Source organism: Legionella maceachernii, from assembly GCF_900167045.1.
GTDB classification, from domain to species: Bacteria; Pseudomonadota; Gammaproteobacteria; order Legionellales; family Legionellaceae; genus Tatlockia; species Tatlockia maceachernii.
Window position 1 is genome coordinate 35,425 of the sequence record NZ_FUXJ01000011.1, and the last position, 20,364, is coordinate 55,788.

Below are 20,364 nucleotides of genomic sequence, written 5' to 3' on the forward strand. Positions count from 1 at the left end.
AAATGAATTTTAGCGGAAGTACCCTTTTCGTAGGTTAGCCTTGGCCAAACGTGCATAGTTCATTGTATAACGACACAGTAATCATCGGCGGGTTAAAGGCTCAACCTACAATGGTTATGCAAGAATAAGGGACACTACAGGAATTTAAAATAAATGCTAATGAATCCTTATGCTCAAGCTGTTTTCTTAAAAAGTGCGGCGCGCGTTGATCAGCTCCCTCCGGATGAAGGGTTTGAAGTTGCTTTTGCCGGGCGTTCGAATGCTGGCAAATCAAGTGCATTGAATTGCTTAACGGGTATTAAGCAATTGGCCCGTACCAGCAAAACACCTGGTCGAACACAGCTCATTAATCTATTTAATATTGACGAGTCTCGGCGCCTTGTGGACTTGCCTGGTTACGGCTACGCGAAAGTTGCACAGCGTATTAAGGAAGATTGGCAGCAAAATTTAGCGCATTACCTAGAAGTAAGGCAATGCCTACGAGGTTTAATCTTATTGATGGATTGTCGCCATCCTTTGAAAGAGCTCGATCAAATGATGGTTGATTGGTCAATTAACCGGCAATTGCCAGTCCATATTCTTCTAACGAAGGCGGACAAGCTGAGCCGAGGCGAGACAAAAAGCACGGTACTCAAAGTACAGCGGTTTTATCAATCGATGGCTGGTTTGATTACCGTGCAAAGTTTTTCTTCCTTGAAAAAAGAGGGTATCGAAGCGTTAATTAATAAATTAAATGAGTGGTTTGCCTTAACTGACGACAGACGCTAATTTATATTCATCGGCCAATCGATCCGCTAAACGTGTGGTTTCAGGGATACGATACTTAGGGGATAATTTTAAAATCCATTCTCGCGCCGCTGTCAAAGTGATTTTGTGGCCAATAGAAATATAAACGGGATTCACTTGCGCGCGTGTCCTTAAGACGCAGCCAATGATATTCTCTTTATTATCATACAAGTAGGAAAAGTCGCCTCGATTTTTTCCGGGATGCTCATGACTACCGTAAAGTTTCGATTTCCCGCATCCGATGGTTGGAATGTCGTAAGCTAAGCCTAAATGGCAAGCCAGACCGAAACGTCGAGGATGCGCCATGCCTTGCCCATCACACACAATGAGATCAGGTTTAATGGTTAACTTATCGATTGCTTGAGCAAGCGAAGGAAGCTCTCTAAATGACAGAAAGCCGGAGCGATAAGGAATTTCGACTGGACACGTGGCTTTTGTTACCTCAAGGACAGCGAACGATTCCGCGTCGATGACCACTGCAATCGCAAAGGCTTGATTGTTTTTCACGTTATAAGCGATATCAAGCCCGGCAATGGTCTTAATTTTTGTTTTTATGTCTTCGGTGCGAATTAAGCTCGACCATTCGTTTTGATAATGAATGGCTTGTTGTGTGTTAAATCGATTATTAATAACTAAATTAGGGGGATTTATTAGGTTCATAGCGGCTAAAAAATACTAAGAATTTAGGCACCCCAGCGGCGCACAAGACCCAGATCAATATCCAATAAGTCTAAAATTCTACCAACAGAGTGGTCGATTATATCATTAATTGTTTGAGGTTGGTTATAAAATGCCGGTACAGGGGGTGCAATAATTGCTCCCATTTCAGTCACAGCAACCATGTTTTTCAAATGGCCGAGGTGAAGAGGAGATTCTCTAACCATTAAAATCAAGCGACGCCTTTCTTTTAATACCACATCGGCTGCACGCGTTAACAAGGTGTCGGAATTACCCGAAGCGATATTGGCTAAAGTGCGCATTGAACAGGGAGCAATGATCATGCCTAAGGTTTGAAAAGAGCCACTGGAGAGGCAAGCGGCAATATCATTAATATTGTAATGTTTATCCGCCAAATGATTAAGTTGTGCCGCGGATAGAGTCGTTTCAAGAGCGCGAGTTTGTTGAGCTGCTTTGGAGACAATTAAATGCGTTTCAACCTCGTATTCCTTGAGACATTCGAGTAGGCGAATGCCGTAGATGATGCCAGAGGCACCACTAATGCCAATGATAATTCGCGGTTTTCTCTGAGTGGCCACTGAGTTTTAATCCTCTAATTTAGATGGCGTCATTTTATTCGCTGCAATTAACTTATCAACTGCTTGCGGATTCGCGAGGGTTGACAAATCACCCAGTTCACTAAGCTGTATCTCTTCATTTTCAGCAATTTTGCGCAAAACACGGCGCATGATTTTGCCTGAGCGTGTTTTGGGTAAATCAGTTACGCGTTGAATGACATCAGGTTTGGCAATACTACCAATGGTTGTTTTAACAATATCGAGTAATTCTTCTTCCAATCGGGGGTTTGGATTACTATCGGCCTTTAAACTCACAAACGCATGTATACCTTGTCCTTTTAGCGAATGTGGAATTCCTACAACTGCTGCTTCAGCAACCTGCGGATGAAGAATAAGGGCGCTTTCAATTTCTGCTGTGCCTAAGCGATGCCCTGAAACATTAATGACATCATCAATGCGCCCAGTAATCCAGTAATCTCCCTCTTGATCGCGTCGTGCACCATCGCCAGTGATATAGTAGCCATTAATGAGGTAAGTTGCACGGTAACGTTGATGATCACCTGCAATGGTTCTAGCCATGGAGGGCCAAGGGTATTTAATGGCTAATGCGCCTTCACCAGCACCTTGTATCTCATTGCCGTGCTCATCAAGAAGCACCGGGTAAATGCCAGGTAAAGGTTTACTGGCAGCACCTGGTTTAGCGGATTCTAAAGGTTCTTGTGGGCAAATCATGATGGCACCGGTTTCAGTTTGCCACCAAGTGTCGACAATGGGGCTTTGATTTAAGCCAACTTGATCATGATACCATTGCCACACTTCAGGATTAATGGGTTCCCCCACCGTGCCGAGTAAACGCAGCGATTTGCGCGATGTGGTGGCTAACCAATCATCTCCCTCGCGTTTAAGTGCACGAATTGCCGTCGGCGCAGTATAAAAAACACTGACCTCATTTTTATCGATAATTTTCCAACAGCGAGAGGGATTGGGCCAAGTGGGTATGCCCGCAAACATTAGCGTAGTAATGCCATTACATAAAGGACCATACACCACATAGCTATGCCCAGTTATCCAGCCAATATCGGCAGTACACCAAAACACCTCATTTCCAGTACAGCGAAAAATATAATCATGGCTGTAAGCCACTTGAACTAAATAACCGCCCGTGGTGTGGACAACGCCTTTTGGCTGACCTGTACTGCCTGAAGTGTAGAGTATGAAAAGAGGGTCTTCTGCTTCCATGGGCTCCGGCGGACAATCGGTGCTGGCTCGCTCTTTTAATTCATGCCACCAATGATTGGAGTTGGGCTCGAAAGGGGTGAATGTGTCGCTATTTTTCACCACCAGTGTCTGAATATTCAAATTCTTGCTTGCTTCATCAGCTTGTGGCTTCAGGGAAAAAAATTTGCCACCACGCTGATAACCCTCTGCGGTGATCAGCAATTTGCAGTCAGCTGCTTCAAGACGCTGCCGCAATGCTTTGGCAGAAAAGCCCGCAAACACCACTGTGTGGACAGCGCCAATGCGGGCGCAAGCCAACATGGCAATGGCAGCTTCGGGAATCATAGGAAGGTAAATGCCCACTCGATCACCCTTATGAATGCCGAGGGATTTTAATCCATTGGCAATACGGCAAACCTCTTGGTATAGCTCAGCAAAAGTCAGCTTCACCTGCTGATTTTCTTCGTCGCCCTCCCAAAGAATAGCGGGGTGATTTGCTTTATGAGGAAGATGTTTATCAAGGCAATTGGCACTCACATTGAGTTTTCCCTCGCTAAACCATCGCACGTCAGCGGTGGCCAAACTGCCCTGCAAAACGGTTTTCCACGGTTTAATCCAATGGACATATTGAGCCGCAGTCTTAGCCCAAAATTGCTCTATTGCTTGAGGATTAATGTCTTGAGGAAGTCGTTCCTTGTTCATAGCATACCTATTCGTTAGCAATTGCTTTAATAATGGCTGAAAAATCCAATTGGCTTTGGCCTGCTTCGTTAAATTGACGATAGATGGCTGTTGCCAGTGCACCCATTGGCGTTTCAACACCCTCTGCGGCAGCGGAGCTTTGGCTTAAATTTAAATCTTTTAGCATCATGGCTGCGGTAAATCCGGGTTGATAATTATTGTTAGCGGGAACATTAGGGAGAATTCCCGGTACGGGGACATACTTGCTTATAGCCCAGCACTGCCCTGATGAGTTATTAACCACCTCAAACAGATTTTTTGCTGATAATCCAAGATGGTTTGCGAGAACAAAAGCTTCTGAAATAGCAATCATTGATATTCCCAAAATCATGTTATTGCAAATTTTTGCTGCTTGTCCGCTTCCCGCCGCACCCGTATGAATGATTGTTTTGCCCATTACCGAAAGGAAAGGTTTGGCTTGAGTATATGCGTGTTCTTCTCCGCCGACCATAAAAGTCAGTGTGGCTGCTGATGCACCAGCAACTCCTCCAGAAACAGGCGCATCGACAACCAACAGCGATTTCATGGTGGCTTGTTGATGCAATTTTCTACTGGTTACCACATCGATGGAAGAACAATCGATGTATAAGCTATTCGCTGCGGCATTGGCAAACAAGCCATCGTTTTTTAAACAAACTTGACTGACTTGTTCTCCGGTTTGCAGCATCGTGATGATCACGTCTTGGTTTTTTGCGGCTTCCACCAAGCTGGACGCTGTCAACCCCCCGGCGTTGGTCAATGCGCTGACCGCTTCTTTTTGTAAATCGAAACCAGTGACTTGATGTCCTGCTTTCACTAAATTCATAGCCATAGGCAAGCCCATGTGCCCGAGGCCTACAAATCCTATGCGTGCCATCCTTGTCTCCTTATTGACTTCTTTCCGAACTCTACCGCGGAGAAAAGCCTATTTATTCATGGGTTGGCATAGCAAACGTGCCTTTACTTAAATCAGTCGCAGGCCATTTGCTGGTTACCGTTTTGCGTTTTGTGTAAAAATTAATACTTTCTTCACCATGCATGTTGGTATCCCCAAAAGAGGAATTTTTCCAACCACCAAAAGGATGATTCGCAATGGGAACGGGAATAGGAATATTAACACCGACCATCCCTACTTGGACTCGCTGAGTGTATTCCCGCGCACTGTAACCATCACGCGTAAAAATAGCGGTGCCGTTACCGTATTGATGGCGATTCACTAAATTTAATGCTTCATCAAAATGGTTAACGCGCAGGACGACTAGCACCGGACCAAAAATCTCGTTTTGATAGATCGACATGGACTCAGTGACCTCATCAAATAATGTTGGACCCACAAAATAACCTTGAGGGTATTTTGCATGTTTAAAGGAGCGGCCATCCACCAATAATTTTGCGCCTTCGGCCTCTCCTTTATCGATTGCCGCCAGCACGCGTTCTCGATGTGGTCGGCTAATTAAAGGACCCATATCGCTGCTTGGTACATCCCCAGCATCAACTCGAATCGCTTTGACTAGAGGGATTAATTTTTCTAAGAGCTTATCAGCGGTCTCGTCACCCACTGCAACCACAGCGGAAATGGCCATGCAGCGTTCACCTGCTGAACCAAAAGCGGCTCCAACGATGGCATTGGCGGCTTGATCTAAATCCGCATCAGGCATGACAACACAATGATTTTTAGCCCCCCCAAAGGTGTGGGCTCGTTTTCCATGCGCTGTGGCAGTGGTGTAAATTGCTTTCGCAACCGGGGTTGATGCTACAGCAGTAAAAGCGCTGATATCGGGATGAGCTAATAAATATTCCACGCATGCCTTATCCCCTTGCACGCAATTCGCAACCCCAGGAGGTAATCCTGCATCAGCCAATAATTCAAGCAAGCGTACAGGTGCTGAAGGATCTTGTTCAGAAGGTTTTAAAATAAAGGTATTGCCGCAAGCCACAGCGGGAATAATCATCCACACAGGCACCATGACTGGAAAGTTAAAAGGGGATACACCGGCGCATACTCCTAAAGGCTGACGGATAGTATGGCAATCAATATGAGTAGTCACATCAGCAGAAAAGGTTCCTTGCAGTTGATTAACGAGCCCGCAATGAAATTCAACCACTTCGATTGCACGTGCGACAGAGCCTTTGGCATCTTCCAGCGTTTTACCGTGCTCTTTAGTGACCAGTTGCGCCAGATCAGATTGGTATTTTTCCAAAAGCGCTCTAAAGCGAAATAAAATACGAGCTCGCTTAATGGGCGCTGTTTCTGCCCAGGAAGGGAAGGCCGCTTTAGCGGTTGCAACGGCTTTATCACAAGTGGCTTTATCGGCAAAAAACACTTGTCCGATTGCTTCGCCAAGTGCTGGATTGTATATCGTATGAGGATTTGCAGTGGTTGTGGTTAGTTTTTCACCGCCAATGTAATGTGGAACTACATAACCCATTCTCTACTCCTGTCCCTAATTAATTGTTAGTCTAGAAAGGCGATAATTGTGGCTTCGTATTGCCTTTTATCTTCTCCTATCTGAGAGCCGCGCGTTTCAATGACTTCAAAATGGCTATGTTCGCCTGCTTTTTGTAAAGCGTTTTGAATTGCTTGGTCAATGCCAACCTCGGAGTATCCGATAAAATCTCCCTTTTTTGTTGTTGCCATCCTTATACCATCCATAGAGACTTGAGAATTATTAGTGTAGCACGAGGTTCTTAAAAATGGATTAATATCAAATGGAATTGTTTCAAAAGATTTATTGAATAATAAATGAGTCTATGACGATGATGAGTCCGTCGTTATATTGCTCGAGATAAGTCCAATACATTTTCTAACCCGTAATAAAGCTTATTGAGTGTTAATACTCGCTGGCAGGCAAGAACAATCCCGGGCATAAATGAAGCGCGATCAATGCTGTTATGGGTAATGGTCAGCGTTTCGCCATGAGCGCCAAAAATAACTTGTTGGTTAGCTACAACACCAGGTAGGCGAAGCGAATGAATGGGAATGCCATGATGGGTACCTCCTCTGGCTCCCTGCACAAGCTCATGTAAAGCGAGCTCATTTTTTTTGGATGTCCTTGCCTTTGCAATCATCTCTGCTGTTTTCATAGCAGTGCCTGAAGGGGCATCTAATTTTTGTTGATGATGAATTTCAATGATTTCCACTTCGGGTAAAAGGCGTGCCGCTTCAGCAGCAAAACTCATCATTAATACTGCACTGATCGAAAAATTGGGTGCAATAATTCCCCCTAATTTCTTTTCAGCGCATTTATCTTTAAGGATTTGAATTTGTTCATCAATCAGACCACTGGTTCCTATGACAGGATGTGCACCACTTTCGATGATCACTAAGCTATTGTCAAAAACGCAGTCTGCACGAGTAAGGTCGATTACAATTTCAGCGTTCGTCTCGATGATGGACCGACGTAAATCGTCTTGTCGACCTAAACTTCCCACGAGTGCAAAATCGGGATGATTTTGAATTGTCTGACAAGCAAGCACTCCCATCTTACCTTTCGCCCCATTGACTATTACTCGCGTTGGCATGTTATCTCCAAATTGATGGCCCAGTAACACCTTAGGGCTATTTACCTTTCTACTCGTTTAGCCCGATATTTTAGACTTTTCTGAGCGCCGATGCTCGAAATCAAGCCCATTTTGATTGAAGTAAGCAAAATGAAAATAGACCTATTCTGCTTCTTTTGTAATTTCTGTCGTGGTCTCTTCTGATTCGGCTTCTTTTTGTGCTTCCGCCTCAGCCTTAGCTTTTGCTTTTTCCTGAGCACGAGCTTCTTTTTTAGTCTGTTTAATTTTTCTTTGTTCGGCTAATTCGATTTTACGAGCCTCACGAACAGTACGCCATGCCCAAATGGTTGCTGGAAGCCAACCAATAACCGACGCTTGCAAAATCAAAGCGACCAATGCGCCCCCGGGATTATCTTCTATTAATAAAGCAAGCCACGGGAAAAAGATTGCCAGAAAGCCCATGAAAAAACTCTTGATCATCTGCTACTTACCTCTCAGATTAACCTAAATAAAGTATACACTGATTAATTTTAAATTGGCGAACCTTAAAAAAGACTTAACTTTTTCTTTGCTAATAAAGGGCTATTATGACGCGCAATCACGAGGGGTTAAGGGCTTGCAAATTAAGGACAAACGCTGTACATTGTATGCGCATTTCAAATGGAAATTTTTTCCAATATAGCAATCTACATCCCCGCCCATTCCTAAATAATCCTTTAAGCGGTGTTGTCTTTGCTATAGACATTTGATAGAGGGTTAGCTAATTAAGGGTAGTAGAAGAATGAGAAGACAAGAGCTTCATCCGCGAACAGCTGTAATTAATAAAGCGCAAAAAAATAAATCTAAAAAAGCTCGTAATGAAGCTTTATCCTGGCTTGCAGCCACTTTTCCACAAGTGTTCGATAATAGTTTGCGAATTCGACCACTCAAAACAGGCATTATGAATGATATCTTAGCTTACGCTGATAAAGCGCAAGAAGCAGGCATATCCAAGAGTAAGCTTCGGGAGGCAGTGGTGCTATTTACTCGCCGCATTGATTATTTAACTTGCCTCAAGGCGCGTGAAATGCGAGTGGATTTAGAAGGGAACCCTGTGAATCCAGTCACTGAAGAAGAAGCCGAAAGAGCAGCGAGTAAAATTAAAAAAAGGGTCGAGAAGAGTGCGCGCAATGCACGCAAAAGCCTGCTCAGTAAATCGCCAAATCAATCTATCAGGCTAAGCCACTCAAGTTCTCCAATCAATCAAGAGACGATTCCTCCCTATCCCGAACGCGCTCCTGCTTACAGCATGCAAAATGCGGCTGCGCAAACACAACGTCCTGCGCCAGTGATTGTAAAACATAAGAGTGCTCGGCAATTTGATCCTAACGCAGTTGCACGGTTGAAAGAGAAATTAGGTTTATCGCGCAAGACTGAGGTTGAAAAGGAAAACATGGAGTAGAAGGTCAATTGAATCCTTTCCAGCCTCCCAGGGAGGAAGGGCTCATGCTCTACTTCCGCGGCGAAAATCCGCGGACGTAGAAATAAGAAGAAGGGATTTACATGAACTGTCTTTGCGGGAATGGCAAGTTCTTTAAGCGCCGGCAAATAACTTTGTGATGCGCTCTGGCAGAGGAATAGAGCAATTCTTTCGATAATCGACCCAGACTATTTTACTGGTTCCTTGAGTCATCAATTCCTCACCTTGATAAATGTCATGATCAATGACGATGCTTGAACGGCCAGGGCTATGCAAGCTGCTGTTTAGGGTGAGTGTCGCTGGATAGACAATGGGTTTTAAGAAAGTGCAGGCGACATGGATAACAACAGGTCCTGTTTCTTGCTTCATATCTAATTGGATATTCTCTAACCATTCGATGCGTGCTTGTTGAAAATAATCGAAGTAGCGCCCATTGTTAACATGCCCTAAGGCATCCATGTCGCCCCATTCGATAGAAAAGACTTTTTGATGAATAACTATTTTTTGATTTGTCATGATAAATCCATGGGGTCGATGTCCACATTCCAGCGAACCATATTGCTTAATTTATTCATTGTTAACCAGGCTCGAAGCTTCGTCAATGCATGATGCAGTATTTTACGTGAGGACGATTTGATAAGTAACTGCATGCGATGTTGTTTAGCCTTACGTGCTAAAGGGGCGGGTGCTGGGCCAAGAACTCTGATGCCTGCTGCCTCTAACTGTTCTTTTGTGGTGTGTAAAAACTGGAGTACTTTGGAAGGGGCTTTATCTTGAGCGCGAATAACCGCTAGGTAATGGTAGGGAGGCAATTCAGCGTGTTGGCGCATAGCGAGTAGTGCTTTAGCAAAAGCATCATAGCCTTGCTGAACAAGCAAGTTAAGCAATGGATGTTGGGGAATATGGGTTTGAATAACTACTTGCCCGGCGTATTGAGCACGGCCAGCTCGGCCTGAAACTTGAGTGACAAGTTGCCCTAGCCGCTCTAAGGCACGAAAATCTTGATTATAAAAACCAGCATCAGTATCAAGAACGACTACTAAAGTTAGCCGTGGGAAATGATGACCTTTGGCTAGCATTTGCGTACCCACAATCAATTGGGCCTCACCCTTATTGATCCGTTCAAGTTGGGTGTTTAATTCATTTTTTTTCCTTACTTCATCACGATCAATGCGTAAGAGATTGGTATGGGGAAACTGTGTTTGCAGAAACTCGTGGATTCGTTGTGTTCCTGCACCGATAGGCAGCAATTCGGAACTGTTACATGCGCTGCAATGAGTGGGTATTTTTTTTGTCACCCCGCAGTGATGACAAATGAGCCGGCCTAATTGGCGATGCAAGGTAAGATGGCTGTCGCAGGCATGGCAATCGGCCATCCAGCCACATTGGTGGCAAAGCAACACAGGAGCAAAACCTCGTCGATTAATGAAGACAAGCACTTGATTCCCTTGGCTTAAATGTTCACTAATCAGAGTTAAACTACCAGGTGCCAGTCCCTGTTGCAGTGGGGTATTGCGAATATCGAGAAGTTGAAAGCGAAGGGGCGAGGTGGCAAGTGCCCTTTGATTAAGGCGTAAGAGAGTGTATTTGTTTAATACACAATTATATAAACTTTCGAGACTAGGTGTCGCTGAGCCTAAAATAATCGGAATGTTAGTTGAATAAGCCCGCATTAATGCGGTATCCCGTGCAGAATAACGCACACCCTCCATTTGTTTTAACGAGGCATCATGTTCTTCATCAATAATGATTAAACCCAATGATGGCATCGGTGTGAACACAGCAGTGCGTGTACCAATGACTAATTGAATGATGTTATCCTGAGCTAGCTGCCATGCGACTTGTCTTTCTGTTTCATTGAGATTGGAGTGAATGACCGCCATTGGCTGGTCAAAACGCGCACTAAACCGTGCCAGCAATTGCGGAGTAAGACCGATTTCAGGGACTAAAACCAGTACTTGCTGACCCTGCTCTAAGACTTTAGCAATCAGCTGCAAATACACTTCGGTTTTGCCACTGCCTGTGACTCCTTGCAACAAGAAGCAGTGATAGCGGTTTAAATGCTCAGTGAGCTTATTTAAGGCAGCAGTTTGCTCCTCATTCAACAGGAGTGGGTGATCAGTGATTGGGTTAGGTGGAGTGGGAAGCGCGAATTTTTGTGTCACGGAAATCAGGTGGAGTGCTAAAAGCGCATCGATTTGGGTTTGAGTAAATCCCTCTTTTAGTAATACCGATTTGCCCACCGGATCTTTCTGTTGGCTTAAAAAATCAACAAGAGCACGCTGCTTTCGGGCTTTTGCCGATAAACAGGACTGCGCTGAATCACCTGGAACAATGAGCTGATAATAATCGCAAGTAGGTAATTCTTTATTTTTGCCTAGACGATATTTTTTCGGCAAAGCAAGTGGAATCACTTCCGATAAGGGCGACTGATAATAGCTACTGACCCATTGACACAAGTGAAGTAAATCGTCATTTAATAAAGGGTCTTCATCAATAACAGAAGTAATTGATTTAAGTCCGCTCGTTTCTTTTTCCAAAGTGTTAGAACCAATCACTAAACCTAAGCGAGTCGTGTTGCGAAAAGGCACCCATACCCGCGAACCAATGCATGGTTGCCGATCATCAGCCAGATAATCAAAATAATCGCGATTGGTGTGCGGAATACAAATTTGATAGCACGTTTTCAACTGCGTTGCCATTCGTGGCTTGCCGATTGACCTGGGGCGGAAAAGACTTTAACAACCACTTTTTCAATACGGTGACGCTCGAGTTCCGTTTTATTCTTAATTAATTCATTCACAAACCAGCGTGATAATTCTTCAACTGTGATGTTTGTTAGGGGCATTAATGTCACGTCTTCTTTTAAAAAGGGTATTTTTTTATGGTTAAAAGTAAAATAGTAATACGCTTCATCTTCTGCGAATTCTAGGAAAGGTGAAAATTGCGGCATTAAGAAAGTTTGATTTAACGATCGGCACAGGTTATGGATACGCTCTTTATAATAACGATAGTCAAACGTCATCCCATTTTCTTCTACCCAGGTCGTTAATGCTAAATAAACAGCATACATATGGCCGTGCAAAGGTTCTCGCTCAGTGGCTGAAAAAATCGTGGTATGGCCCGCTGAAAATTTCATCGACTCTTTTTGTAATTCCACGGTAGTTAAATATTTTTTCATCATAAACTCGCTCGTTTATCGTGCAGTTGAAAACCCGTTAACGAAGTTTGCATGTTTTTGGTTAAGGCAATGACTTTAAACAGCTCGCCCATTTCACTGGGCTGAATAAGCTGTTTGACTGCCTGGTGAATCTTTAATCGTTCCCGTTCACTGTTGACCTGTTCTAGTAAGCTTAACAAACCGTTCGCCAGCAAAAAAGAGGCTTGATTACAGTAGCCTGCAACATGGAATCCAGCGTCCTGGGCGGCTTCGGCAACATGGGTAAAATCAACATGGGCCGTGATATCCTGCTCACCCACATGAATAAGGGGATTCGTGTGCGCGTGGTGGCGGTAATGGCACATTAACGTGCCAGTATTGCGATCAGGATGATAATATTCATGCCGTGGGAATCCATAATCAATGAGAAGGGCTACCCCCTCATTTAATGAGTGGTAGCATTGTTGAATCCAATCATCAATGAACAAATTAACTTCAGAAAGATAAGGTACTTGCTCTTTAGGTAGAATTTGTGTGACATAAGCGAGCAAACGCGGGTTAGTGCAGGGCTTAAATACTTCGATCAATTCACCCTGGGAATTAAGGCTGACAAAACTTTCTTGGATGCCTTCTGCGGTGTGTAAAAAGCGGTGCACAGGCATGGCATCAAGCACTTCGTTCGCAATAATAACTCCATTGAAAGCCCGTTCAGGCCAGCGGTCGAGCCATTTTATCCGTGTAAAAAGATGGGGGATTGTTTGTTGGATGAGCTCGGATTGCCGTTGACGTAAATTTGGACTGACCTCAAGGATATAATAAATTTCAGGCAAGCAATTTAACCCTTCGAGTGTGGTCAAAAGATCAACGCATAACCGTCCGGAACCTGCACCAAATTCAAATAATGCAGGTGAGCTTAAGCCTTCGAGCACCTCTTTGCATTGTCGAGCAAGCGTTTGCCCAAACAGAGGAGTTAACTCAGGTGCGGTTACGAAGTCTCCATGAGTACCAAATTTTTGCAATCCCGCACTATAATAGCCAAAATACGGTGCATAAAGGGCTTGCTGCATAAATTCCACAAAAGGGATATCCCCTTGCTGTTCTATTTGAGTGCGAATTAATGTTAGTAAACTCATCATTGCCTTAAATCCCTAGAAAAAGTAGATAGGCATCCTCGACTGTCGTGGTCTTTTCTAGGTAAAAATTGATAAAATGGGGAACATACCTTGAATCCATTCAACACACAAGCGCTAAAAGTGGCATTAATCACGGGTGCGGCCAGACGCATTGGTGCTGCTATCGCAAAACACCTCCATCAAGCAGGTTATAAAGTCATTATACATTGCCGCAGTGCCTTAGTTGAAGCACAACAGTTAGCCGAGCACTTAAATCAACAACGTCCGAATTCGGCTTTCGTGTTGCAAGCTGATCTTTGTGAGCAACATGCGGTGAAAGAATTGCTTTCTTCAGCTATCGCTTGGGCGGGACGTTTGGATTTGCTCGTCAATAATGCTTCTATTTTTAGGCGTACTGGCCTGACGGAATTCGATGACAATGCGTGGGATGATTTATTTGATAGCAACGTGAAAGCCCCTTTTTTATTAAGCCTTGCGGCTCGCCCTTTCCTTACCAAACAGCAAGGAGCAATCATTAATCTCACGGACATTCATGCCGAGAGGCCTCTAAAAGATTATGCGATTTACTGTCAAACCAAAGCAGCACTTGTCATGCAAACCAAAGCGTTGGCACGCGAATTTGCACCGCAGGTACGCGTTAATGGGATTGCACCAGGCGCAATCGTATGGCCTGAAGAAGACAATGCGCTTTCTTTTGAACTACAGCATGAAATTGTGGGCAAAACCCTTTTAAAACGCCATGGCGATCCCCTTTTTATCGCTCAGGCAGTATTAGCATTGGCAGAAAATCCTTTTATCACTGGCCAAATTTTGAATGTGGATGGAGGGCGGAGTATTGGGTAAGACGTGCCTTATACGAAGTCTTGCCATTGAATTTTATTTTTAATAAAATTCACGCCAGTCCAATGAGGGAAAATCAGGAAGTAGTAAATGGAAGTTTTTCACTTGTATCTTAAGGCTCATTTCCCCGCAGCTTACTCTTCAAATTGCTCTCTTTTATCGAAATTACGCATGTTTTCTACTTTGGTCAGCAGCACATAGAAATTATTTGGGAGAAATAGTGATGCCTAGACACGAACAGTTAGTAGCCCAGCTTTTTAATGATATTGGTTTTCCCCAAACTCCAAGTGCGCGAGTAAAATTTTCAATGGCTGTAGCAAGCATTATTTTAGCAGACAGGGTAAACAATCCCCCTTCTAAAGAGGAACATAATTGTATCGTATTCAACAATCTCCCTGAGCCTGCTGATAGATACATATGGACTGCATTAGTTTATTTTGGAAAAAATTCTTCCGTATCATTCGATCACACGGCTATTGTAATGCACCCATGGCCAAAATTTAAGGAGGAGGATGAGCTAGGTTATTTTTCTACTTTTTCAAGAAATTCACTCTTTGAAACAGAGTTTAAAAAATATTTAACCAAAGAGATGTTAATCATTTCTGATAATCCTCAGGTATTTTCTGACATCTCAAATAAAACTTACAAAACGGTTGAGCAACAAATAGAAGCTAAGAAACGGCAAAGAAGAGAAGTAGAAGCTAGAGGGCAGGAAGAAGCTAGAGGGCAGGAAGAAGCTAGAGGGCAGGAAGAAGCTAGAGGGCAGGAAGAAGCTAGAAGACAGGAAGAAGCTAGAAGACAGGAAGAAGCTAGAAGACAAGAAGAAGCTAGAAGACAAGAAGAAGCTAGAAGGCAGGAAGAAGCTAGAAGACAGGAAGAAGCTAGAAGGCAGGAAGAAGCTAGAAGACAGGAAGAAGCTAGAAGACAGGAAGAAGCTAGAAGGCAGGAAGAGGCTAGAAGGCAAGAAGAGGCTAGAAGGCAGGAAGAGGCTAGAAGGCAGGAAGAGGCTAGAAGACAAGAACAAGAAGAGGCCAAAAAACAGGAAAGAGCTAGAAAGCGAGAGGAAGTTGAAAGGTTATTAGAAGAAGCTAAAAGGTGGAAGGAGGGTGAAAGCCTGACAGATTTTCTCAAAAGAGGGGAAGAGGCTAGAAAGCTTGAAAAAGCTATAAAGCGCGAAGAAGCTGAAAATTTGGAAGTAGTTGAAAAATCCGAAGAAACAAAACAATTGAGAGTAGGTGAATCATGGGACGATTATCATGAGAGACAAAGACAGGAAGAAGCTAGAAGACGCGCAGAAGCAAAAAAATTGGAGGAAGCTAAAAAGTTAGAAAAAGCTAGAAAACTTGAGACTAAAGCGCTGAGAGAGGTAGGGATTCCAGATGAAATTCTCGTTGATCTCCGGCGAGAAAAAATTAAAAAACGAAGTGAAAAATACAAGGAAAAAGGTAATCATTTAGAACACACGGCAGACATTAAACTGAGAGATGAGCAGAGTGGCGAAGCAAATAGGCGAGCATGGCAGGAAATCATTCAGCAATATGAACAAACTAAGAGAAAAAGTGAAAAAAAACAAGAAGAAGCAAAAAAAGCGTCTAACAAACCCCAAAATGAAGTTTTTTTGGGATTTTTTAAAAACCATGAATATACTCCCAGTATTCTAAATGTTGCAAATTCCCTCCAAAATGGCGCTTATATTGATTATCAAGATGGAGAAGGAAATACCGCTTTAATTTATGCCCTGTCTCGACAATACGATGCAATTGCTGAATACCTATTAAACCAAGGGGCTAATCCTTTGTTGCAAAATAAAAAAGGTCTAAAAGCAATTGATATGGCTGTAAAAAACTCAGCGATTTATGATCTGATCTTGGCGAAGGAAAAAGAAGAGAAACAAATTGATGATTATTCCAAAGGAATACTTAAGCGTCCGAATCCAACCAATGAATCGTCAATATATGATACGAGGATAGAAGCTGAGAAACGCGAAGTCTATAAGAAAATGGAATTAGACCATTTAAATAAAGAGCTAATTGAAGAAGTCAAAAAATATGATGCGTCTACATCGAAGATTAAAGAGTTGTTATGGGAGGGGGCTGAAATTGACTATCCGTGCCCTGAAGATGGTAGTACTGCTTTAATGTTCGCAACGGAGTTACAAAACGAGCGTATTGTTGATTGTTTGTTAAAACAAGGGGCCAATCCTTTAGTGACTAATTTCTGGGGTGAAATAGCAAGCGATTTAATTCCTTCTAACTCATCAATTTACGCGCGACTTAAGAAAAGAGAAAAAGAATGCAGGTTTGAATTTCTTCCTAAAAAAGACAAATACAGTCTTTTATTACAAGAGTATATTTGTGAACCTATAGTAAAAATGCAGAAAATTGATGAATTCCTTGCCTTAGGCGCTGATGTTAATTATCAGAGGCTAGACGGCTCTACGGCCTTAATTATTGCTGCAGATGATCAAAACGAACGGGTCGTTGAATACCTATTAAGAAACGGAGCAAATCCATTTCTAAAAAATAAATACGGTAAAACTGCTAGAGATTTAGTTAGCCGATATTCTAGTATTTTCCAGCTTATTAAAGGATATGAGTTGTTATTTGCTACAGCAGCAGGTGATTTGGAAACCGTTGAGAGGTTATTAACCAGCGATAAATCTTTAATCGACTTTCAAGGTAAGGAGGGTTACACACCGCTCCTCGTCGCAGTTGAACAAAATATAAAAGAGCTTGTCCAATATTTTTTAGAATATGGAGCAGATCGCACTGTAATCCGAGATGACGGTCTTGGTGCTCTGGAGCTTGCTAGTGATCCTGAAATCAAAATGCTACTTAAAGGTGAAGTTAAGCAAGAAGCAGCGATTAGTTCCTCTGCTGACTCCCGTACCCATCGGAGCTATTTTTTTAGTAATCCAGACGGAGAAGCAGCTCCGACAGATAAGCCACCGACTATCGGTTTGCAGCATGATGGCGAATTAAGATGAAATACAATAGGGAAAATCACAAATTAATCGAAATAGTTACTGGGATATATCCTCAAGTTCGCCCTTTAAAAAAAATTCTTCTTGAAGGGGCAGATATAAATTACCAAGATAGTGCAGCGGGTTATACTCCATTGATGTTTTTAGTTGTCAATCACCATGACCGAATTGCAGAATATTTATTGTATCAAGGAGCGAATCCTTTAATAAAAAATTACGAGAGTAAATTAGCAAGTGAATTAATTTCTCCAATCGATACTGTCTTCCCTATGCTCAAAGACTTTGAGTTGTTATTTGCAGTGTTGGATAACGAATTTTCTGCTGCAGAAAATGCTCTTGCTGGGGGCGCACTAATTAATTGTCGTAATAGGCGGAGTTACACCCCATTGATGATTGCTGTTGAACAAAATCAGGAGGAAATGGTCGAATTTTTACTACTACAAGGTGCCACTCCCTCCCTCACTTTAGCCAATGGGCAATATCTGACGGATTTAACCTGTAATCCCCTTATTCTTGACTTGTTGGAAGAGGCCAAACATTGGGGTGAGGAAATGCAAGTTAACATTAAAAAGCCAACGAACCGCTTTTTTACAGCTCAAAGGGATAAATAAATTTAATGAGAAAACATTTTATGGCCAATCTACTCTCCTCTGCTACCAAAGAGTTATACACCGAAATTTGTAATGATTTTCCAGATATTGCAAAAGTTGAGCAATACATCGCAGCAGGAGCTGATCTAAATTATCAAGCAGAGGAGGACGGTTATACGCCTTTAATGCTTGCTGTTGATAAAGATGACGAGACCTTAGTCAAATATTTACTGGAAGCAGGCGCTAATCCTTTAGTCAAAAATTACCATCAAGAAATAGCCAGTCAATTGGCTTTACGCCATTCCCCCATCTATCAGTTACTTAAAAATTACGAACTTGTATTTTTAGCAGCAGATGACGATGTTGTAAGCGTTAAATCAGTACTCGCTGAGGGCGCGAATATTAATTTTCAAGGGCAGGAAGGGTATTGTGCTTTACTGATTGCCGCTGAACAGAATTGTTTAGAGCTGTTCCAATTGCTACTTTGTCATAGAGCTGATTTATCCCTTAAGCGGGACGATGGTATGGGGATATTTGAATTGGCAGGGAATGCTAGAATTTTAGGGGCTATAAGATCACTCATCACTGAGCACACGGGAGCAATCGATAAACAGAACAGTAGAGAATAAGAAATGGTGATGGATAACAATCTAGAATCAAAAGCTTTGTTCGAGGAAATCCGCAAAGCAGAACCTAACCTCCTCAAAATAGAAGCTCACTCAATAAAAGGAGCAAATATTAACGACCAGTCGCAAGAAAATGGCTATACCCCTTTAATGCTTGCGGTAAAAAAACAAGAGATTCCGCTGATAACCTTTTTACTTCAACAGGGTGCGGATCCTTTTTTGAAAAATGATTTGGACCAAACAGCCAGTGATTTGGCGGAAGAAAATCCCCCAATTTATAAACTCATCAAAAATTATGAGCTTTTATTGGCTACGCAACGGGAAGACAGTGAGAAAGTAAAAGATGCTTTGGCAAAAGGGGCTGAGATCAATTTTCAGGGTAAAGGCGGCTATACGGCCATTATGATCGCGGTTAAAAACAATAGCCTTCAAATGGTGGAATTGCTTATTACTTATAAACCGAATTTTTATCGAAAAACGGATGAAGGAGATACTGTTTATAGTTTGGCAAGGAATGATTTAATTTACCACACGTTAGATGTTGGTAAGCCACTGACCCCGCAGGAAAAAGAAGATTTTTTTAAAGCAATCAACGCACCGCGTGATGACGATGAGGAGCGCTATGAACGCGGCCGATTAAAAATGCTCGAAGAAAGGAAAAAGCATCCTTTTAGCTTAGATCAGTTACAGTTCCAACGTTTTGACCCCCCTGCCACTGAAGAGGAGATAGACGCCTTACAAGATTATATTGGTCACCCTTTACCGAAATTATATAAAGAAATTTGCCGTCGTTTTAATGGTGGACAGCCGAAAATTAATTATTTTAATGACATAGACGGCGATGTAGACCAAATTGGTTATTTTGAGCAAGTTACCAAAAAAGGAGAAGAAGGTTATACCATTTGGGATGTAATGAAAAATTTTAGTGCTGCGTTAAAAAAAGATGAATTACCGTTTGCTAGCGATAGCTTAACGCAAAGTATTTTTTACCTCAAATGGGTGGGTGAAAACGTACAAGTTTGGCGCCTTTTCTATGGTGCATTAGCCTATGCAGTAGATCCCTATGATGACGATGATGATGAAGACGATGACAATTACAAGCCTAAATATGTGCATGTATTAATCAATGAATCCTTTGAGGCTTTTCTGGAGACTTTATATGCAGTCGAAGAATGATGTACCCACACAAGGTAATAGAGTACTAATAAAAAACCTAGTGTTGGAGTCTCCTTCTGGCAATTTGACAAGGGGAAGAGCAAGCTCTGGCAAATCTCGTCAAAATTTGCGTGATATTGAGCATAATCGTAGAGTTGTGAACTCCAAAATGGAAATATTGGATTGAGGAAATGCAATTTAGCTTAAAAAGCAAACAAATCGCTTTGCGACAATTCAAAATGATAAATAATTTAATGAGGAAAAGATTTTATGGCCAATCTACCCTTCTCTGCTAGCAAAGAGTTATACACCGAAATTTGTAAGGATTCTCCAGACATTGAAAAAATTAACCAATCCATCGCAAAAGGGGCTGATCTAAATTATCAATCAGAGAAGGACGGCTATACCCCTTTAATGCTTGCGGTGAAAAAACAAGATATTCCACTGATAACCTTTTTACTTCAACAGGGTGCGGATCCTTTTTTGAAAAATGATTTGGACCAAACAGCCAGTGATTTGGCGGAAGAAAATCCCCCAATTTATAAACTCATCAAAAATTATGAGCTTTTATTGGCTACGCAACGGGAAGACAGTGAGAAAGTAAAAGATGCTTTGGCAAAAGGGGCTGAGATCAATTTTCAGGGTAAAGGCGGCTATACGGCCATTATGATCGCGGTTAAAAACAATAGCCTTCAAATGGTGGAATTGCTTATTACTTATAAACCGAATTTTTATCGAAAAACGGATGAAGGAGATACTGTTTATAGTTTGGCAAGGAATGATTTAATTTACCACACGTTAGATGTTGGTAAGCCACTGACCCCGCAGGAAAAAGAAGATTTTTTTAAAGCAATCAACGCACCGCGTGATGACGATGAGGAGCGCTATGAACGCGGCCGATTAAAAATGCTCGAAGAAAGGAAAAAGCATCCTTTTAGCTTAGATCAGTTACAGTTCC

The 20,364-nt window shown here is 42.5% G+C and carries 20 protein-coding genes; 8 read left to right on the forward strand and 12 right to left on the reverse strand.

All coding sequences use genetic code 11. The annotated features are described in order from the left end of the window. Positions 1 to 153 precede the first annotated feature (153 nt). Positions 154 to 768 carry a ribosome biogenesis GTP-binding protein YihA/YsxC gene (yihA, locus tag B5D33_RS10385; RefSeq protein WP_058452264.1) on the forward strand — a complete coding sequence of 205 codons (615 nt, stop codon included), beginning with the start codon at positions 154 to 156 and terminating at the stop codon, positions 766 to 768. Here the strand turns inward: yihA and nfi are convergent. The 8 genes from nfi to B5D33_RS17055 form a co-directional block, all read right to left on the reverse strand. Continuing rightward, positions 748 to 1,446: a deoxyribonuclease V gene (gene nfi / locus B5D33_RS10390; protein ID WP_058452263.1), complete on the reverse strand. Its 699-nt coding sequence runs from the start codon at positions 1,444 to 1,446 to the stop codon at positions 748 to 750. The genes yihA and nfi overlap by 21 nt on opposite strands. 23 nt (positions 1,447 to 1,469) lie before the next feature. Beyond that, the gene (locus B5D33_RS10395) at positions 1,470 to 2,042 is read right to left on the reverse strand and encodes a UbiX family flavin prenyltransferase (protein WP_058452262.1); all 573 of its coding nucleotides are present in this window, start codon (positions 2,040 to 2,042) and stop codon (positions 1,470 to 1,472) included. A 6-nt stretch (positions 2,043 to 2,048) separates the two neighbouring features. Further along, the gene (gene acs, locus B5D33_RS10400) at positions 2,049 to 3,941 is read right to left on the reverse strand and encodes an acetate--CoA ligase (protein WP_058452261.1); all 1,893 of its coding nucleotides are present in this window, start codon (positions 3,939 to 3,941) and stop codon (positions 2,049 to 2,051) included. Positions 3,942 to 3,948: 7 nt separating this feature from the next. Further along, a complete protein-coding gene (gene mmsB, locus B5D33_RS10405) occupies positions 3,949 to 4,836 on the reverse strand; it encodes a 3-hydroxyisobutyrate dehydrogenase (RefSeq protein WP_058452260.1) in 888 nt (295 codons plus the stop codon). 52 nt (positions 4,837 to 4,888) lie between these two features. Beyond that, positions 4,889 to 6,388, reverse strand: a complete 1,500-nt coding sequence (locus B5D33_RS10410; RefSeq protein WP_058452259.1) for a CoA-acylating methylmalonate-semialdehyde dehydrogenase — start codon at positions 6,386 to 6,388, stop codon at positions 4,889 to 4,891. A gap of 26 nt (positions 6,389 to 6,414) precedes the next feature. Beyond that, positions 6,415 to 6,597 (reverse strand): dodecin domain-containing protein, encoded by a 183-nt coding sequence (locus tag B5D33_RS10415; RefSeq protein WP_058452258.1) that lies wholly within the window; start codon positions 6,595 to 6,597, stop codon positions 6,415 to 6,417. Between the two features lie 134 nt (positions 6,598 to 6,731). Continuing rightward, positions 6,732 to 7,481, reverse strand: a complete 750-nt coding sequence (gene dapB / locus B5D33_RS10420) for a 4-hydroxy-tetrahydrodipicolinate reductase (protein ID WP_058452257.1) — start codon at positions 7,479 to 7,481, stop codon at positions 6,732 to 6,734. Positions 7,482 to 7,622: 141 nt separating this feature from the next. Further along, entirely contained in the window at positions 7,623 to 7,922 is a 300-nt protein-coding gene (locus tag B5D33_RS17055; protein WP_065240000.1) for a YqaE/Pmp3 family membrane protein, read from the reverse strand. A 319-nt stretch (positions 7,923 to 8,241) separates the two neighbouring features. Here B5D33_RS17055 and B5D33_RS10430 point away from each other — a divergent pair, with 319 nt between their 5' ends. Beyond that, entirely contained in the window at positions 8,242 to 8,901 is a 660-nt protein-coding gene (locus B5D33_RS10430; RefSeq protein ID WP_058452255.1) for a ProQ/FinO family protein, read from the forward strand. 132 nt (positions 8,902 to 9,033) lie between these two features. Here the strand turns inward: B5D33_RS10430 and B5D33_RS10435 are convergent, their stop codons facing one another. From B5D33_RS10435 to B5D33_RS10450, 4 genes are read right to left on the reverse strand one after another with little or no spacing between them, the layout of a single operon-like run. After that, complete coding sequence (locus B5D33_RS10435) at positions 9,034 to 9,435, reverse strand: acyl-CoA thioesterase (protein ID WP_058452254.1); 402 nt, start codon at positions 9,433 to 9,435, stop codon at positions 9,034 to 9,036. Next, a complete protein-coding gene (locus B5D33_RS10440) occupies positions 9,432 to 11,621 on the reverse strand; it encodes a primosomal protein N' (protein WP_058452253.1) in 2,190 nt (729 codons plus the stop codon). The genes B5D33_RS10435 and B5D33_RS10440 overlap by 4 nt, the downstream gene beginning before the upstream one ends. Continuing rightward, the gene (locus B5D33_RS10445) at positions 11,606 to 12,100 is read right to left on the reverse strand and encodes a 6-pyruvoyl trahydropterin synthase family protein (RefSeq protein WP_058452288.1); all 495 of its coding nucleotides are present in this window, start codon (positions 12,098 to 12,100) and stop codon (positions 11,606 to 11,608) included. Before B5D33_RS10445 ends, B5D33_RS10440 begins: the two co-directional genes overlap by 16 nt. Next, on the reverse strand, positions 12,100 to 13,212 hold the full coding sequence (locus B5D33_RS10450) for a class I SAM-dependent methyltransferase (protein ID WP_058452287.1): 1,113 nt from the start codon (positions 13,210 to 13,212) through the stop codon (positions 12,100 to 12,102). Before B5D33_RS10450 ends, B5D33_RS10445 begins: the two co-directional genes overlap by 1 nt. Positions 13,213 to 13,302: 90 nt before the next feature. Between B5D33_RS10450 and B5D33_RS10455 the strand changes: the two genes are divergently transcribed. The 6 genes from B5D33_RS10455 to B5D33_RS16745 form a co-directional block, all read left to right on the forward strand. Further along, complete coding sequence (locus B5D33_RS10455; RefSeq protein WP_058452252.1) at positions 13,303 to 14,055, forward strand: pteridine reductase; 753 nt, start codon at positions 13,303 to 13,305, stop codon at positions 14,053 to 14,055. Between the two features lie 220 nt (positions 14,056 to 14,275). Then, positions 14,276 to 17,038 carry an ankyrin repeat domain-containing protein gene (locus tag B5D33_RS10460; protein ID WP_058452251.1) on the forward strand — a complete coding sequence of 921 codons (2,763 nt, stop codon included), beginning with the start codon at positions 14,276 to 14,278 and terminating at the stop codon, positions 17,036 to 17,038. Then, the gene (locus tag B5D33_RS10465; protein ID WP_058452250.1) at positions 17,035 to 17,646 is read left to right on the forward strand and encodes an ankyrin repeat domain-containing protein; all 612 of its coding nucleotides are present in this window, start codon (positions 17,035 to 17,037) and stop codon (positions 17,644 to 17,646) included. The genes B5D33_RS10460 and B5D33_RS10465 overlap by 4 nt, the downstream gene beginning before the upstream one ends. Positions 17,647 to 17,651: 5 nt before the next feature. Continuing rightward, positions 17,652 to 18,254, forward strand: coding sequence for an ankyrin repeat domain-containing protein (locus B5D33_RS10470; RefSeq protein ID WP_078767415.1), 603 nt, complete (start codon positions 17,652 to 17,654; stop codon positions 18,252 to 18,254). Positions 18,255 to 18,263: 9 nt separating this feature from the next. Further along, the gene (locus B5D33_RS10475; RefSeq protein ID WP_160158642.1) at positions 18,264 to 19,427 is read left to right on the forward strand and encodes an ankyrin repeat domain-containing protein; all 1,164 of its coding nucleotides are present in this window, start codon (positions 18,264 to 18,266) and stop codon (positions 19,425 to 19,427) included. 249 nt (positions 19,428 to 19,676) lie between these two features. Beyond that, positions 19,677 to 20,364, forward strand: a 688-nt coding sequence (locus B5D33_RS16745; protein ID WP_214608090.1) for an ankyrin repeat domain-containing protein, incomplete at its 3' end; no start/stop codon positions are given.

Bases quoted from the DNA above. Each gene is read 5' to 3' on its own strand.
- acs (WP_058452261.1), bottom strand. From the start codon at position 3,941: ATGAACAAGGAACGACTTCCTCAAGACATTAATCCTCAAGCAATAGAG.
- B5D33_RS10470 (WP_078767415.1), top strand. From the start codon at position 17,652: ATGAGAAAACATTTTATGGCCAATCTACTCTCCTCTGCTACCAAAGAG.
- B5D33_RS10435 (WP_058452254.1), bottom strand. From the start codon at position 9,435: ATGACAAATCAAAAAATAGTTATTCATCAAAAAGTCTTTTCTATCGAA.
- B5D33_RS10440 (WP_058452253.1), bottom strand. From the start codon at position 11,621: ATGGCAACGCAGTTGAAAACGTGCTATCAAATTTGTATTCCGCACACC.
- B5D33_RS10460 (WP_058452251.1), top strand. From the start codon at position 14,276: ATGCCTAGACACGAACAGTTAGTAGCCCAGCTTTTTAATGATATTGGT.
- nfi (WP_058452263.1), bottom strand. From the start codon at position 1,446: ATGAACCTAATAAATCCCCCTAATTTAGTTATTAATAATCGATTTAAC.
- B5D33_RS10450 (WP_058452287.1), bottom strand. From the start codon at position 13,212: ATGAGTTTACTAACATTAATTCGCACTCAAATAGAACAGCAAGGGGAT.
- dapB (WP_058452257.1), bottom strand. From the start codon at position 7,481: ATGCCAACGCGAGTAATAGTCAATGGGGCGAAAGGTAAGATGGGAGTG.
- B5D33_RS17055 (WP_065240000.1), bottom strand. From the start codon at position 7,922: ATGGGCTTTCTGGCAATCTTTTTCCCGTGGCTTGCTTTATTAATAGAA.
- yihA (WP_058452264.1), top strand. From the start codon at position 154: ATGCTAATGAATCCTTATGCTCAAGCTGTTTTCTTAAAAAGTGCGGCG.
- B5D33_RS10410 (WP_058452259.1), bottom strand. From the start codon at position 6,388: ATGGGTTATGTAGTTCCACATTACATTGGCGGTGAAAAACTAACCACA.
- B5D33_RS10430 (WP_058452255.1), top strand. From the start codon at position 8,242: ATGAGAAGACAAGAGCTTCATCCGCGAACAGCTGTAATTAATAAAGCG.
- B5D33_RS10465 (WP_058452250.1), top strand. From the start codon at position 17,035: ATGAAATACAATAGGGAAAATCACAAATTAATCGAAATAGTTACTGGG.
- B5D33_RS10415 (WP_058452258.1), bottom strand. From the start codon at position 6,597: ATGGCAACAACAAAAAAGGGAGATTTTATCGGATACTCCGAGGTTGGC.
- mmsB (WP_058452260.1), bottom strand. From the start codon at position 4,836: ATGGCACGCATAGGATTTGTAGGCCTCGGGCACATGGGCTTGCCTATG.
- B5D33_RS10445 (WP_058452288.1), bottom strand. From the start codon at position 12,100: ATGAAAAAATATTTAACTACCGTGGAATTACAAAAAGAGTCGATGAAA.
- B5D33_RS10475 (WP_160158642.1), top strand. From the start codon at position 18,264: ATGGATAACAATCTAGAATCAAAAGCTTTGTTCGAGGAAATCCGCAAA.